This is a genomic window from Lysobacter capsici, from assembly GCF_018732085.1.
GTDB lineage: Bacteria > Pseudomonadota > Gammaproteobacteria > Xanthomonadales > Xanthomonadaceae > Lysobacter > Lysobacter capsici_A.
The window spans coordinates 3,768,481-3,784,601 of sequence record NZ_CP076103.1; the positions used below are offsets into that span (position 1 = coordinate 3,768,481).

Here is a 16,121-nt window from a genome sequence, read left to right on the forward strand (position 1 = left end):
AGCGCATCGGATCGATCGTCCCGAGACCGTCATGAATCAAGCCGCCAGCCCGCTGCTCGCCTTGCTGTTCCAGTTCGCGTTCTTCTACCCGATCGTGATGTCGTTCTTCTGGATTTCCGGCGGGCTGTACTACTACTTCCGCCGCGAACGCGGTTCGCTGCCGCGGACCACGCCGCCGGCGATGGACGACGCGCCGTTCGTGTCGATCCTGATCCCGTGCCACAACGAAGGCGATCACGTCCACGAAACCATCGCCGCCGCGCTGGCCCAGCGCTATCCGCAGTTCGAAGTGATCGCGATCAACGACGGCAGCCGCGACGACACCGGCGACAAGCTCAACCGCCTCGCCGCGCAGCACCCGCAACTGCGCGTGGTGCATCTGGACCGCAATCTCGGCAAGGCCAATGCGATGCGCATGGGCGCGCTCGCCGCGCGTTCGGAGTACTTGGTCTGCATCGACGGCGACGCGCTGCTCGACGAATACGCGACCCACTGGATGGTCTGGCACCTGTGCCAGGGCGCGCGGGTCGGCGCGGTCACCGGCAACCCGCGCATCCGCAACCGTTCGACCTTGCTCGGCCGCCTGCAGGTCGGCGAGTTCTCCTCGATCATCGGCATGATCAAGCGCGCGCAGCGCGTGTACGGCCGCATCTTCACCGTGTCCGGAGTGATCTGCGCGTTCCGGCGCAGCGCCCTGCACCGGATCGGCTACTGGTCCGACAGCATGGTCACGGAGGACATCGACATCAGCTGGCGCCTGCAGATGGACCACTGGGACATCCGCTACGAACCCAACGCGATGTGTTTCATCCTCATGCCCGAAACCCTCAAGGGCCTGTGGAAACAGCGCCTGCGCTGGGCCCAGGGCGGCGTCGAGGTGTTGATGCGCCACACTCGCGACCTGTTCTCGTGGCGCAAGCGCCGCATGTGGGTGGTGCTGGCCGAGTACGTGCTGAGCGTCATCTGGGCCTACACCATGGCCTTGATCATCGCCTTGTGGGCGATCGGCCTGTTCGTCGAACTGCCGGTGCAGTTGCGCGTGACCACGCTGTTGCCGTCGTGGCACGGCGTGATCCTGGCGCTGATCTGCCTGCTGCAGTTCGCCGCCAGCATCATCATCGACCGCCGCTACGAAACCGGGGTGGGCCGCAACTACTACTGGATGATCTGGTACCCGATGGCGTACTGGCTGTTGAGCTTCGCGACCACGGTCACCGCCGTGCCCAAGGCGCTGCTCAAGCGCCGCGGCACCCGCGCGACCTGGGTCAGCCCGGATCGGGGCATCCGATGAGTACGGATCAGATGAATACGGATATTCGCAATGCCGCCAGCGCAGGCGGCTCCGGCCGGCCGGTCAAGATCCATCCGAACGCGCACAAGCACGACTCGCGCCTGATCCAGAAACCCGGCGCGCAGCGCGCGCTGCCGCGCACGATGTGGGGCGTGATCACCGGCGCGTTCTGGCTGGCGTACCTGTATCTGTGGACGCCGGTGGTGACCCTGGTGATGTGGTTGCTCGGCATCCGCAGCGTCGCCTCGGAGTTGTACCTGCGCAAGCACGAAGTCGACCCGTTCCTGATGCTCGCCCTGCCCGCCACCGCCGGCGTGGTGGTCGCGCTGCTGCTGATCTGGGCCGAGTACAACCGCTGGCGCTTCGCCGCCAAGAGCAGCGAGCGGCGCGGGCAACAGCGCGAAGTGGGTCTGGAGGAAGTCGCACGCGGGCTCGGCGCCGATGCGCAGGTGGCGCAGGCGCTCAACGCCGGCCGCGTCAGCGTGCTGCACATGGACCCGAACCACGCCGTGCCGCTTTCGGTCACCGCGGTCACGCCCACCCTGCCCGCGCAGCCGTTCCCGCCGACCGCGCCGATGCCGCGCTTCACCCGTCAGGCCGCGCCCGGCAACGGCTGGATGGTGGTGCTGGCGCTGGCGACGATCGCGCTGGTGGTCGGCGTGTTGCTGCTGGTCTCGCAGGCCTACCGGCAGATGGAAAGCAGCGCGCCGATGCAGGATGTCGAGGGCACGCCCGGCATCGACCGGCCCGCGTTGAGCGCCGAGCAACTCGCCGAGCAGACCCAGGCGATGGTGACGCGCCTGTCCGACGAACCGATCAAACTCGCCAGGGCGATCGCTGCGGCGGTGGAAAAAGCCGAAGCCGAGCGCGCCGACGCCGACGCCGACCGCGGGCGCAGCAAACCCCGCGCGAACGCCAAGCCCCTCGCCGCCAACGCCAAACCGCGCCCGCTGCCGGGATTCAGCCCGAAACCGCCGTACCCGCTGGAAGCGCAGCGTCATCGCGAAGGCGGCCTGGTGAAGTTGAAAGTGCAGGTATCGGCCGACGGCCGCGCGCTCAACGTCGCCATCGTCAAGCGCAGCGGCTACCGCGACCTAGACCGCGCCGCGGTCAACACCGTGCGCACCTGGCGTTTCGCGCCGGCGGTGCGCAACGGCAAGGCGATCGCCGCGGTGGTGATCGTGCCGGTGGAGTTCAAGCCACGGGACTGACCATAAATCCAACCACCACACCAACCGAAGAAGCCCGAATCTCCAACTCGCCGCGTTACCGCACGCGTCAAAAGAAGGGGGCGACCGGCTCGCCCCCACCCCGCTCTCACGTGGTCAGATTGCTCGCAACGTTCAAGTTGGTACCGCCGCTGCTGATGTTGGCCAGGGTGTTGGCCCGGACGGTATTGCCCACTGCGGTGACACTGTTCGGATTGGACAGCAGGTTGACGCCATAACCGGCATTGCCGTTGATGCTGTTGCCGCTGAGCGTGGCGCCCACGCAAGCAGCGCCGAGCACCACGCCATCCGTGCATGCCGTGATCAGGTTACCGACGATGTTGACGTCGTCCGCCTCGCACTGGATGCCGACGTGGCCGTTGCCATAAATCTGGTTGCCAGTCACCACCACGCCAGCAGCGCCGCTGTCGAGGCGGATGCTCGCCGAGGTATTGGCCGAGAACCAGTTGACGCCGATGGAAATATTGTCGGCATAGTTGATGTAGATGCCGAACCCGCACGAATCCAGGTCATTGAGATCGATCTTGTACGACAGCAGGGTCGACGCCTCGGTCGCGCCGGCGATGGAAACGCCAGCCGCCCCGCAGGCGAAGAACGTGTTCTGCCGGCAATACAAGCCTTCGCAATAATCCTGCACATCCAGACCAATGCCGGACGCGATGGTATAGAACTCGTTGTCGCGGACATGCAGGTCGATGCTGTGACTGGACGCAGTACCGGTCCAAAGCACGCCCTTGCCGTTCGGCGCGAAGTTTTCGCCGTCGTTGTTGATGATCTTGACGCGAATGGTGCGATGGCACTTCACGCCGCCATAGAGCTTGTTGTTGCCGTAGAAGACGCAGCGTTCGACCCTGGCGTTGGTCACAAGATCCATGCTGACCGCATAGCCGCCCGTGGAAACCACCGTTTTCTCGAAGGTCAGTCCGCGCACGTTGATGTTCGCCCGGGCGGTGACGCCGTCGCCGATTTCGATGTGGTTCGCGGTGGCCGAATCCGAGGACAGGCCGGCGGAATGGCCGATAATGCCGATGTTGCTGCGGTTGACGCGGATCGGATTGGAGCCGAGGTAATAGCTGCCCGGCGGGAACACCAGTTCCATCAGCACATCGTCGGCGCGCGAAGCGATGGCGTCCTCGATGTAGTCGCGCAACGCAGTGGTATTGGTGGCCGCGCGAATACCGGCATGAAGCGCCACGGGAATAAAATCCAGCACGGAAACGGACACGCCGTCGCCGTCCAGGCTCTGGCTTTGTTGCACCGAGCCCGGGGAACCGGACTCGGCGAATAGATTCGTAGTCATTGCTCACTCTCCTGTTGGGCGTCATTGCCGTCGATAGAGTCGACATGCACGACTTTGCGCCCTGCATGCCGCAGAGAATGAGACGTTCACGCGAGGCCCCGAAGACCGCCGGCTGAGCGATCCGAACGCTACTTCGCCAACGGCACCTCCAACCAACTGCCACCCAACCACTCGATCCGCAACGGCTCCCCCGCATCCGCCAGCGTCTCGTCGCTGACATCCTTGCCGCTGCCGTAATTGATCTGATCCTGCGGTGACTTGCCCGGCCACAGCAGCGCCACCACTCGACTGCCGGGCTGGAACTGTCGGCTGCCCAGCCGGCCCGCGCTGAAATCGAAACGCTCGCGCCGGTCCGGCGTGAGCAACCGGCGATACTCGGGATGCCCCTGATAACTCAGGCGCGACTGATACCGCGCCAACTCGACGTACTCGCCTTTGGCGGTGAGCTCGTACAGATCGACATGCAGGTCGAGATCGCGCTTGTTGGTCTTGAGTTCCAGATGCCCGCCGAACAAGCCGCTGTACTCCACCGCCTGCGCGAACGGCTCGCTGACCAGCACCACGCTACCGACGGTGTCGATGGCCTTGTCGACCGCATTGCCGCCCGGGCTGATCCGATCGACATCGCCGCGTTCGGCCAGATTCAAGGTCTGCACGATCGGCGCCACGTTCCTGGACGCCTTCTCGCTCAGCACCCAGGTGCCGTCCTCGCGCGCCGCGCCGAAATGCAGGCGCAGCCGCCGCGGCCCCATCGCCGTCAATGACGGCGCGTGCTTCCAGACATTGGCGCCCATCACCTCGTAGTTGATCCGATCCTTCAGCAACGCCGGCTTGGGCGCGCCCTTGAACACATAATCGAACCACTGGTAGCGCAACTGGCCCATGTCGATCTGCGCGACCGGATCGACCGTATACCCGCGCACCGTGTTGCCGGCCACCACCGTGCCGCGCTGGCCGCTGAAATGATCGTAAGGCCCGATCACCAGGTAATGCTCGGCCTTGGGCCGATAGCGATAGTGCTCGCGCAGATGATGCAGCGCGCCGATCTGCGCGCCGTCGAAATACCCGGTGGTGGTCAACACCGGAATATCGATCGCGCCGTACTCCTCGCGATACGGAATCATGCCCTGCCAATACGCGTCGTAGTCGGGATGATCGAGCCAGCGCCGATACAACACATTGGGGGTTCCATCGAGCTTGTCGCGTTCGCGATACGCGCCGCCCTCGACATACCACTGCCGGAACATCCGCCGCCAACGCGCGTTGTCCTGAAACGGTGCGTTGTCCAGCGTCTTGTTGTTGGCGACATAGAACGGCCAGTAATGCTGGAAGCCGTAGAAGATGCCGCCTTCCATCGGCACGTCGATCCCGGGCGCGCCGGTCACCGACGGCATCATCGCCTTGAGCGCTTTCGGCCGGTGTTTGGCCGTGGCCCATTGCGTGAAACCCTCGTAACTGCCGCCGTACATGCCGACCCGCCCGTCGCTCCAGTCCTGCGCCGCGATCCAGTCGATCAACGCCGCCGCATCCGCGCCGTCGTGCTCGTACGGCACCGGCGTATCCGGACTGCAGCCCTTGCCGCGACTGAGCCCGGTCACGCCCGCGTAGCCGTTCGACGCACTGCGCCGCGCTTCGTTGAGCATCGTCGCCGGGTTGGCGTAGATGGTGAAGTTGAGCAAGGTGGTGAGCCTGGCCGGCGCCGCGCGCTGGCGTACGATCAGCGCGCACACGGTCGCACCGTCGGGCGTGCGTACCGCCACATCGCCCTGGATCAGGTAACGCCGCGCATCGTCGGCCGCCAGCAACTGCGCCGCCTGCGCCTTGAAGTCGCCGTAGACCGTGGCGATCATGTACAGGCGAACCAGCGCCAACGCCGCCGCCTGATCGATACGCGGCTTGTCCTTCTGCGCCGACAGCGCGGCGTCCACCGCCTGCTGCTCGGATGCCAGATCGAACTGATCGCCGCCGAACCCGCGTATCGCGATGGCCGCGGCGCGATCGTCCATCGAGCCGAACGCCGCCTGGAAACTGCGCCGGAACGCCGTATCGAAATCGACCCGCGCGCGCGCCTGCAACTGCTTGCTGGCCGCATAGATCTCGTACTGCGCCATCATCGCGCGCTGCTGCGGCGGCCCGCCGAGCGGCGACAACCGGCGCAGTTCCTCGATCGACGCCAATGCCCGCGCGTACTGCCCCGCGACGATCTGCAAGCGCGCGGCATTGCCCAGGTAACGCACCCGGTCCGTATCGGCGTAATCGGCGAGCACCTGCTCGGCGAGCCTGGGCATCGCCCGGCCAAGCTCGGCGCGGTTCTCGACCGCAGCGGTGGGAAATGGATAGTCCGGGGCGGCGAACGCCGGGCCGGACAGCAACGACAGCACCACACAACACACCGCGACAGCGCGAAGCATCCCTTTCTCCCCTGGCCGCGAAGGGCGGCCGTAACGCTATGGATGAGCGAACGGGCGAAATGGTCGCATGGCCGGGCTACGAACGCGCCGGCCGAAGTCTCCGGAGTGGACCGATGCGACGAAGCCGGGGATGGCCGGAGCGAAACCGTTCGGATGCGGCGCGACATCGGGCCAGGCACGACGGACCAACGCGTGGACCCGCCGGACATGAGCAACCGCGAGGCGTGCCGACGCCCATTGCCGCACTATCAGGCGGCAGCGGGCATGCGCCTGATTCAAGACGCTCCCGTGTCCGTTACCCAGCCCAATCTTCGTAGGAAAGAATATCTTCCCAGGCAAGGGACGGTCATGAACCGAGTATGGATGTTGATGGTGGTGGCGATCGCGTTGCTCGGCTGCGATACACGCGCGTCGACCGCGGCCAGCCCCGGGGTTTCATCAAAACCCGAGCGCCCAACCGCCGCCGTGTCGGACAAGACGCCGCAGGTCGTGAAGGCCGTTCGAATTCCCAAGGGCGTCAAGTTCAAAGAGAAGCCGGACGCGTCGGGAAAACTGGCGGCGCTCACGATCGTCGCGCGCGACAACTCCATCCAGACACTGGCTTGCGGGTGCAGCGGCGCATGCGCACCCAGCGGGTCCAATCCCTGCAAGCTGAGCAAGCAAGAGCCCACCGGCTCGACGATCTACGAATGCTCAGGAACCTGCATCGGCAGCGAGCAAGGGCCCTGCGGCAGCTGCGCGATGCTGCCCTCCGGCGACAGTCTGTCGCCCCACGATTTCAAGCGGGTGCTGGGCGTCGAGGTGGTCGGAAAGGGGCGGCCGGGCGTGGAACGTGATCCTGAGCGGACTAAGCCGTAGTGTCGATGTTGAACACGTCGGACATTGCCTTCTCGGTTTGGTTGGCGGTGCTCGCTCATTGCCGATAGCGACTATGGGACCCGGTGAGGAGACTGAGTTGATGTTGATGTCCGCTACCAACCCAAACCTGACCGTCGGAAGATGCTCTGACCGAGTTTCCCAGCCAGGGCACGTTCGACTCCGTGAGTACTTTCGACGCAGCGCGAACTGCCGACGACGCGTGTCAGAATCGGCCTCGAGATCGAGCAATTTAATCTTGCATCAACCCCTACTACGGACAATCGCGCCAGGGTGAGGAATGGTAGATTTCATCTCTGTTCGGCCGCATCGAGGGTCTCAGAATAACGGTTTTGAAGAACTTGTTGTCCAACTGGCGCGTCGCCGCCCACCGCTGGACGCCAAGGAGTTTAGGCGGATCGAGGGTGCAGGTGGCGACGCTGGTGTCGAGGCTCTGTGGCTCAAGAACGACGGCTCGTCCATCGGTATCCAAGCCAAGTACTTCCTTCGCGTTCGGGACATCGACTGGGCGCAGATCGACGAAAGCATAGCGACAACGCTAAAACACCGCCCGGAGGTCAACGTCTACCAAATCGCAATTGCGTGCGATCTGACAGACAAAGGCGGGGTAAAGGGACGGGGCCGGACTGGGTGGGCCACGTGGGATGAACACGTGAAGCGCTGGGAGGCGGACGCGCTAGCTCTGGGGCGCAAGGTCTCGTTCGAGCCGATCACTGCCTCCGACTTGATTGACTGGTTGGGACAGCCAAGCGCTGCCGGCTTGGCGAGGTATTGGTTCGGGACCGACGTGCTCGGCCTCCCCTGGTTTGCCGACCAAGTTCGGATAGCAAGCGCCGATCTCGGCGAGCGATACACGCCTGACCACCACGTCGACGTCGCTGCCTCACTAGCCTTCGATGGTCTGGCGAGGACGGCAACCCTTCGTGCCCGGTTGCTTCGGACTGTCGAGGCTACCTGGAAGCATCGTGTTGGGGGGACCTCAGCGACCCTGTCCGATGACGTACGGGAGGCCGCGGAGCGCGCTGACCACGCACTGAAGCGTGTGCATGCGATAGCCGATGCTGTCGGAGCGCCTACGACCACGGAGTGGGATGTCGAGCAGTGGCTCTCAGACGCACGAGCAGCCGAACAGCTTCTAGACGGCTTGGACGAGGAGCTTCGCAAACAGGAACGCGTCGCTCAGGAGAGCGAGGCAAAGTTACGGTCCAATTCGGATCATCAGGCGCATTTTAAGTACAGCATTCGCAAGGCTCAGGAGGCGCTCAGTGACCTTGCCCGCCTTCTGGCGTCCGTTGCCTTCCGCGGGGATTCTAGCCGGATGTTGCTCGTCACCGGGGAGGCTGGCACGGGGAAGTCCCATATGCTCGCTGCCGAAGCCAACCGTTCGGTAGCGGAGGGGAGGCCTGCCCTACTCTTCCTGGGCCAGCAATTCGCTCAAGGCAACCCGTGGGACCAATGTGAACGGTCGCTCGGCTTGTCTGGATGGCCGCGGGATGAACTCTTTGGTGCATTAGATGCGGCTGGCGAAGCGACCGGCTCTAGGACGCTGATCCTCGTCGATGCCGTCAACGAGGGCGCTGGGGCCAATCTCTGGCGGAGTCATCTGGCAGGCTTCATCGAAAGCATTGCGCCGTACCCGAACGTCGCGGTTATTGTTGCCTGCCGGACTGAGTACGTACCGTTTGCGATCCCCAAGCCGATCTTGGATGTCTATCCAAAGGTCGAGCTTCACGGCTTCACTAAGTTTGAGGAGCAGGAAGCTGCGGCGATTCAATACCTGGATCGTCGAGGAATAGTTCGGCCTGCTGGCCCTCTGCTCGCTCCGGAATTCTCGCATCCCCTCTTTCTCAAAGCGGCTTCGGATGCCCTTCTCCTGAAGCGGGTCTTTGTGTTCCCTCGGGGCTTGCGGGGAGCATTGAACATTCTGGGATTTTATCTCGATAGCATCGGCGGCAACCTGCTACCGGTATCTGCTGAGCCTGCCAATCTCTCGATCGAGCTGCGGCGCGCTCTGCAGAGGCTCGCTCAAGAGATGGCGCGCACAAAGCTCGACTACGTTCCGCGAAGCCAAGCCGATCTAATCGTCACCCAGACCTTTGCGCCGCGGACTCCACCAGCAGGAATGACGTGGCTTGAGGTCCTCGTGCGTAACGGAATTGTGCGACTCGATCCTGACCCAAATGCCCAGGAGAACAGTTCCTTTGTGGCTCCGGATGATGTGGCCAGAATCGCGTTCCAGCGGTTCCAGGATCACCTTTTTGTTCAAGCGTCCCTCTCTGGCGCGACAGACGCCACGAGCCTTTTTACCGCGAGTGGGCCACTCGAATGGCTTATGTCCAGCCCGAAGCGTTACGAGTGGTCAGGGCTCTTCGAAGCTCTATCGATCCAAATCCCCGAGACTTTCGACATGGAGTTGGTTGACGCGCTGCCGGGTGGAGCGGACCGTTGGTGGCGCGAGTGGGGTATTCAAGAGGGCTTCACACAAAGCGTCCGATGGCGAGCGATCACATCGCAAGCGGGCCACTTAACCTTCACAGATCGTTCGCTTACGCTCCTCAATTCGATCGACAAACTAGACAGTGATTCTCTCGGGTTACTGCTGGAAGTTGCCGCAGTCCCGGAGCACCCGTGGAATGCGAACATGTTGCACCGAAACCTGTGGCGCTGGGGCCTCAATCGGCGCGACCAGCAATGGTCACGGGTGATCGCCTTCGCGGCAGAAGACGACGAACACCCTGTCCACCGTCTTCTGAAGTGGGCCAACGGTGGAAAGCTGGATCACGCAGAACCCAAGATGCTGCGGCTAGTCGCAATCACGCTGACTTGGCTCTGCTCATCTACTAGCCGCTACCTCCGGGATACCGCGACGAGAGGTTTGTGCCGACTCCTTCGGGAAGTGCCATCGATACACCACGACTTGCTCACGATGATGGTGGAGGTGGACGACCTCTACGTGCTGGAGCGCCTGCTAGCAGCGTCCTACGGTGCGGCCTGCCAGCTCGGAGATGACCCCATCCTCGAGACGATGGCGGTGACGACATTTGATCTGGTCTTCAACAATCGAGCGCCCCCGCAGCACCTGCTCGCACGCGACTACGCGCTTGGGGTTCTTGAAGTGGCGCAGGCTCGCGGTCGACTGCCTACCGCAGTGAACATGGCGAAAGCTCGCCCCCCATTCCCAACCAAGGCGTTTCGCGCTCCAAGCCAAGCTGTTCTGGAGAAGCGGAAAGAGAAGCTCGGCGACCACAGCATTCTTTGGAGCTGCGGAGAGCATGGCGACTTTGGGCGCTACGAAATTGTGTCTGCTGTTAACGATTTCTCAGCGACCAAGCTTGATGAGCCAGCTCCGCTCTCGAAGCTCAACCGATTCGATCTGTTCGTCGTCGAGGTGGCCACCATTAACCTCGAACGCGAGTTGGCTTTCGAGGCGCTTCAGAAGGCCACCAAGGATGTCTGGAGCTTCAGGTTCGGTAGCGTCGAGGGTGGTTTCAAGATTACGAAGACGCGCTTAGAGGCGGCAACAGAGACATTGCAAGAGTGTGAGGATGCGTTCCTCGCTCTGCTCACTCATGAGGAACGAAATCGCTATGTAAAGGATGCATCCCACTTCCTCCTTGGCAATCGTGGCAATCGTGAACCAGCAACCTTCGATCCTAGATGGGCACAGCGATGGGTGACTGCGCGAGCCTATAGCTTAGGCTGGACTAAGGAGCGATTCGGCGATGACCGCACACCGTCTGATCATGGCCGGCAACGGGCGCGCATCGAGCGCGTTGGTAAGAAGTACCAGTGGATCGCGCTATACGAGCTTCTGGCTTGGCTGAGTGACACGCATTGGCTCAAAGGCAATTCTGGCGAGCAACCCAAACGTTACTCCTACCCGACCGATACGGCGTTCCAGCGAGACCTGGATCCCACGCTAGCTGCAGATGCCGATATACAAGCCTTGCCGGAAAGCAAGTGGTGGAAGCTCGACTTCAACATGCGTTCGATCTCAGACGATCAGCTCACCACTTGGGCGATACAAAACGATCCTTGGCACTCCGCCAGGAATGCCATCTTTCGCACAGCCCCCGGAAATGAGGAGTGGGTCACTCTTCATTCCTTTCAAAGGGCGGTGGAACGATTCTCTGATCGGGACTTCGTACGGCGGGAGATTGGACTCCGGCGAGAGGGATTTCAGTTCGTTCACTGTCTTATCGTGGCGCAGAAGGAACTTCGGCCCACATATGACGCCTTGGTGGTGGCCAGGGATCGCAACGCGCATCATTGGGAGCCGTCCGAGCTGACTGACGGACCTTACCTCGGCGAGTACGGTTGGCGAGCAACTTGGCCCAGCCTTGAATGGTCACCTGGCAAGAGACTGCCAGGTGACGTATCCGCGCTTGAGCCAGTGGTGGAATACTCTTGGGAGAGTCACTTGGATGCGTCGCGCCCAGACGGAGTGAATCTACGATTGCCAAGCCAGGGTCTCCTTGGCTTATTGAGCTTGGCGCCGCCAACTTCACTCTCCCCTAACACAACTGTGGATCATGTCGGTAGGGCCGTTATTGTTCACCATAAAGGACAGGAGAGCGGCCACTCAGTCACGATCCGCAGGGATACGCTTGAGCGCTTGCTTGTCGAACATCAACTTGGCTGCCTTTGGTTCGTCTCGGCGGAACGTAGCGCTTGGCCCACAGGCGGATATAAAGAGTGCACGCGCCGTTGGTTCGGGAGTTTAATTGCATTCGACGGCCGCCGAATCAAGAGCTTTGACTGGGAGACACCTTGGTGAACTTGGGCCTGCTATTTGCGAGGCCTAAAGGGCGAGAGGAACGTTGGCGCTGCGAGCCAATCTAGTTTTCTCCCGAAGCCAGTGCGGAGCACAGAGTCAGGTCGAGCTTCGTAGCATGAGGAAGGCATTTCTTAACCGGGGAAGAGTTCCGGTTACCCTCACGACGCCCGGTACTGATCGAAAGCGGCCGTCGTCACTATCGGAAGAACAACGGCGACGACAATTCTCAACGCTCCACCATGCCGGCCCTTCCGAAGGACGGTTATATCGGGTTTTTGGGTCACCTAAACCCCCGCGCTCTCCATGGTGTAGCCGACGACTGCGGCTCCACGCCGGGCCTATCTCAGCATCCCGCCACGTATCGACTCGCGCTCGCAGACCGCACTCAAGCGCAGACGCTCAGCCCCCGCCCTTGCGCAAGAACTCGGCGTACTTGGCGATGTTGTGGTCGATCTGATCGACGGGGAAACTGCTTGTTCCGGCGGCGATTGCACCCGCCGCCGCGGCGATGGCGGCGGCTATGCCCATGAGGTGGTCGGTGGCGAGCACGCCGATTGCGTCTTCTATCGCCTGCTGCTTGCTCGTATCGGGCGGCGCGCCGCCGGTCATTTGCTTCAGCAAGATCGCCTGACTGAGCAGAGCGAGTTTGCCGACGCCATCGAGGTAACCGGCGGCCGCCTGCCCGATCAAGTCGGCGGCGCCGGGCGACACGGCATGCAGGGAGTCGAGCGCCTGCACCGCCGCCTCGGCGGCCTGTCGGGTCTTGGCCTGGGGATCGGTGCCGGCGAAACGCGCGCCGAGCGCTGTGTCGTTCATCAGTGGGCTCCTTGCTTAGGTCAGAAAAATGTACTTCGCCATTCCCACACCTTCCGCTTGGCGCCATCGCGGCGTTGCGCACATGAACAACGAAGATGATCGCAAGGCGCCTTGCCAGAACCACCGATCGCATTTGGCTGCCACGCCGCTCCTTCCTGCGCCCGCATGCCCGGCCCTAGCATCGGTCGTCGGCCATCTCGTGCCTTTACGGGCAGGCCGACGTTTACTTGGCGGCACGGGCTCTGCCAGAGCCAAAGCGTATCGCGTGCGTGGTACCGCAGAAAGTTATCGGGTGCCCGAAGCTGCGCTTCGATCAGCCTGGTGCGTTGGCTGCGCAGGTCGAAGGTCGGTGCCGCCCGGTCAGTCAGGTGAGCGTCCGACGCGTTTAGTGCGTGATCGCAGTTAACCAGCGCCTCGCTGGAAGATGGAGCCGACCGGGTTCTGGGTTATGGTCATCCTTGGCTAAGGAGTGGGTCGACGCCGGCCGGGACGGTCGGCTCGCAAGGATCAAAGCGTTGCGCGCGACGCGTGAAGCCCGACGCGCAAAGCCGGGAAGCCCTATCGCGAGGCTCTGCGCTTTGCGCACGATGCCTGAACCTTCGACCGCAACATCGCCCTACCCGGCCGCGACGCTTCGCGCTTGCGCGCAAGGCGCATCGTGTTGCGATCGCAAGCCTCTGCGCTCGGGCCGCAAGGCTCACCGGTGCAAGCGCAAGCCATCGCGCCTTGCGCGCCGCCCTTACGGCTTGCGCGCAGAGCAAATTGGCTTGCGATCACAAGCTTTGGACCGTTGCGCGCAAGGGTCGGCGGAGCGCGCGCAAGGGGTTGGGCTCGGCGGTCGGGATGGGCGAGGCGGCGGCTGGGGCGTTGCGGCTTGCGGTCGGGGTCGATCGGGCGGAGGACCGAGCGCAACGGGTTGCGTCCCGGGCATTTGGCTTTGCGCGCAAGGCTTTTTGCTTTGCGATCGGGGCTGCGCGGGACGCCGCCGAGGCCCAACGGCTCACGGGTGGGGCTCGGCGGGCCGCCGTCGCCCCGCCCTGCCCGGCGGGTGAGCCGGGGCGATGCGCGTCAGTGCAGGCGCGGCCCAGGCGACGGCCCGTGCGAGTCGCCGCCGCCGGGTGTCCGCACGCAGGCGTCCACGACCGGCGCCAGACGTTGGGCCAGGGCCTGGAAGATGTCGCGGAGCAGCTGGTGGTTGGAACTGGCGGGATAGCCGATGGCGGCCAGCACGTCGGGCTGCAAGGTGCGCACGATGCCGTGCAGTTCCTGGTGGAAGGCCGACAGCGCCTTGAAGGCGTCGGCGGGCATCACCACCCCGTCTTGCGGGGGTGTGGGGTCGGGTTTTCGGGGCATACGCGGCACTCCTTTCCTGCGATGGGGAACCCGCGCGGCGCGATATGCGACCGGCGGGTGTCGGGAGGTTCGAAACCGCACATAACCGGCGGGCGTATTCCCCTTGCGGGTGTTGTATTAGCCGCCCTCCCGACGCAGGTGAACGCGTCGCCATGCCTAACCATCAGACATGAAAAACCCACCATTAACGAAGGTGGGAACCGTTATGTGTGCGGGAGTTTCGACGCTCCTTGATTGCGACTTTGCGCAGGCTGCCAGCGACTGTAAATCAGACAAGTCTTAGTCGATGTTCGTGGGTGGGCGGTGTCGCAAACGTGGCGCTCGGCGCGATCTGGAAGGTTCGCGGTCGCGACTTGCGGCGCTCCTACAGGGCGAGACGCACATGCGTGCGATCTGGAGGGTTCGCGGCCGCGACTTACGGCGCGCCTACAGGGGGAGACGCACAGAAGTCAAACCAGCTTGATCTTGTCCAGCACCTTGTCGACCAGCCCCAGGAACTTGCTGACCGCTTTGATCACCGCGGTGATCTTGTTCGCGGTCGCGATGGCCGATTCGAGGTCGCTGGTCGCCGCGATCACGCTGCCCACTTCGGTGTCGATCTGGGCGCTGGTTTGCTTGAACAGCAGGCTGCCGCAGATCATCACGCGGAAGTTGATCTCGTGCATTTCGCGAACCAGGGCATCGGCTTCGTCCGCCGACTGCACCGTACCCAGACGATCCATCAGCGCTTCTTGTTGCGCGATCAGCGCCTTGTGCAGGCCCTTTACGCCGGTGTTGATCTGGGGCGCGGTCGTTGCGGGGTTGTTCATTGCGATGCTCCGTCATGCTTGGCCGCTTCTTCGCTGCGGGCTTGTTCGATCTGTTTTTGCCGATCGGCCCAGCGTGCGTGCTCCGCCTGCAAGATGCCCAGCAGATCGCGCGCCCCGTTGGCGCGCCCGGCCGCCAGCTCCGCGTGCGCGTCGGCCAGCAGGCCGAGGGATCGACGCAGCGACACCAGCGACAGATCGCGCGCATCGCGCTGATCGAGCGTGGCGACGTAACTCAGGCTGATCGCGCGTTTGTCGGCCTCGCTCTTGGCGCGCAGGAACGCCACCGACTTGCCGGCCAGGACCACCTGCCAGGAGCTTCGCACCGTGCCGCGAATGGCGTCGTCCTTGTTTTCGCCGATGGCGGCCATCATGGTCTTGAACACGGCCTGGACGCCGGGATCGGCCTTGCGGATGGCCGCCATCGCGTCGCGCTCGGTCTTGATCTGCACCAGCAGGCCGCCGAGCGTCGAGAAGCCCGCCGCGACGCCGCTGGGCAGTTGCTCGTCGCTCACGGTGCCGATCGCTTCCCCGAGGCCGACGAGTTCGTCTTCCACGCCCGCCCGGATCTTCGGGTCCAGCAGGGCCTGAAGCGACTGTGCGTACGTGTCCATGAGCCCGAAGGCGCGATGCCATTTCTCGACGTCTTCCGGCGCCAGCACGGTGATGAACTGGGTTTCGTTGATCGACGGCTGCAGCACCACCCGGTCGATCTGCCGTTCGCGCAGGAACGAATTGATCTCCACGAACGCTTGCGTGGTTTGTTGATCGGCGACCACCACGCCTTGGCGGAACTGCGGGATCTGGTCGACCTTCGGCGCCGTGGCGCATCCGGCCAGCGCCAACAGCGCTATTGCGAGGCAGGCCATGCCGCCTCGGCGGATGCCCGTGTCGGAGCGCCGTGTTTTTGCTTCACGAGATCGAAAGGCTGGCTGCATGTCGTGCCCCCAACGAGTGATAAAGCCGACCGGGGATTCTCACCGTGCAGGCGCGGATGCCGCACCCCGGCGGGGCTCCGATAGCGCCTTTAATGACGTAACGCGCGAACGATCGCCATGAGGACAGCCGTCCTGGGGTGAAGTCGCTGACGCCGACGAACGGTGGATTCGACGGAGCGTTTCGATGCATGACGTGTCGCAGGCGGTGCCTGCTTGTTGGAAATACGGCCGACGGCTGTCGGTCGGTCGCGTGTTGTTCGACAGGTATAGCCGTTGGTAAGCGCTTGCCTGCGGCATACGGCGCGAACGGGAGGGAGTGCGGTC

Annotated in this window: 10 protein-coding genes; 4 read left to right on the forward strand and 6 right to left on the reverse strand. The window is 63.4% G+C overall.

Features of this window, described 5'->3' with window-relative positions; genetic code table 11:
• The first annotated feature begins 31 nt into the window (after nt 1–31).
• The gene (gene pgaC, locus KME82_RS15615; protein ID WP_215494877.1) at nt 32–1,291 is read left to right on the forward strand and encodes a poly-beta-1,6-N-acetyl-D-glucosamine synthase; all 1,260 of its coding nucleotides are present in this window, start codon (nt 32–34) and stop codon (nt 1,289–1,291) included.
• 11 nt (nt 1,292–1,302) lie between these two features.
• Entirely contained in the window at nt 1,303–2,502 is a 1,200-nt protein-coding gene (gene pgaD / locus KME82_RS15620; RefSeq protein WP_215494878.1) for a poly-beta-1,6-N-acetyl-D-glucosamine biosynthesis protein PgaD, read from the forward strand.
• 106 nt (nt 2,503–2,608) lie between these two features.
• Here the strand turns inward: pgaD and KME82_RS15625 are convergent, their stop codons facing one another.
• Together KME82_RS15625 and KME82_RS15630 are read right to left on the reverse strand one after the other, a co-directional pair.
• A complete protein-coding gene (locus tag KME82_RS15625; protein ID WP_215494879.1) occupies nt 2,609–3,820 on the reverse strand; it encodes a right-handed parallel beta-helix repeat-containing protein in 1,212 nt (403 codons plus the stop codon).
• Nucleotides 3,821–3,948: 128 nt separating this feature from the next.
• Nucleotides 3,949–6,231 carry a CocE/NonD family hydrolase gene (locus KME82_RS15630; protein ID WP_215494880.1) on the reverse strand — a complete coding sequence of 761 codons (2,283 nt, stop codon included), beginning with the start codon at nt 6,229–6,231 and terminating at the stop codon, nt 3,949–3,951.
• A 207-nt stretch (nt 6,232–6,438) separates the two neighbouring features.
• On the opposite strand from KME82_RS15630, the gene KME82_RS15635 reads away from it, so the two are divergent.
• Both KME82_RS15635 and KME82_RS15640 read left to right on the forward strand, forming a co-directional pair.
• Nucleotides 6,439–7,089 carry a hypothetical protein gene (locus KME82_RS15635; protein WP_215494881.1) on the forward strand — a complete coding sequence of 217 codons (651 nt, stop codon included), beginning with the start codon at nt 6,439–6,441 and terminating at the stop codon, nt 7,087–7,089.
• 298 nt (nt 7,090–7,387) lie between these two features.
• Entirely contained in the window at nt 7,388–11,884 is a 4,497-nt protein-coding gene (locus tag KME82_RS15640; protein WP_215494882.1) for a hypothetical protein, read from the forward strand.
• A 399-nt stretch (nt 11,885–12,283) separates the two neighbouring features.
• On the opposite strand, the gene KME82_RS15645 is transcribed toward KME82_RS15640, so the two are convergent.
• The 4 genes from KME82_RS15645 to KME82_RS15660 all read right to left on the reverse strand — a co-directional run bounded on the left by KME82_RS15645 (nt 12,284) and on the right by KME82_RS15660 (nt 15,728).
• The gene (locus tag KME82_RS15645) at nt 12,284–12,700 is read right to left on the reverse strand and encodes a hypothetical protein (RefSeq protein WP_215494883.1); all 417 of its coding nucleotides are present in this window, start codon (nt 12,698–12,700) and stop codon (nt 12,284–12,286) included.
• Between the two features lie 1,068 nt (nt 12,701–13,768).
• Nucleotides 13,769–14,053 carry a hypothetical protein gene (locus KME82_RS15650; RefSeq protein ID WP_215494884.1) on the reverse strand — a complete coding sequence of 95 codons (285 nt, stop codon included), beginning with the start codon at nt 14,051–14,053 and terminating at the stop codon, nt 13,769–13,771.
• A gap of 449 nt (nt 14,054–14,502) precedes the next feature.
• Nucleotides 14,503–14,862: a hypothetical protein gene (locus KME82_RS15655; RefSeq protein WP_215494885.1), complete on the reverse strand. Its 360-nt coding sequence runs from the start codon at nt 14,860–14,862 to the stop codon at nt 14,503–14,505.
• Nucleotides 14,859–15,728 (reverse strand): hypothetical protein, encoded by an 870-nt coding sequence (locus KME82_RS15660; protein WP_215494886.1) that lies wholly within the window; start codon nt 15,726–15,728, stop codon nt 14,859–14,861. The genes KME82_RS15655 and KME82_RS15660 overlap by 4 nt, the downstream gene beginning before the upstream one ends.
• Nucleotides 15,729–16,121 lie beyond the last annotated feature (393 nt).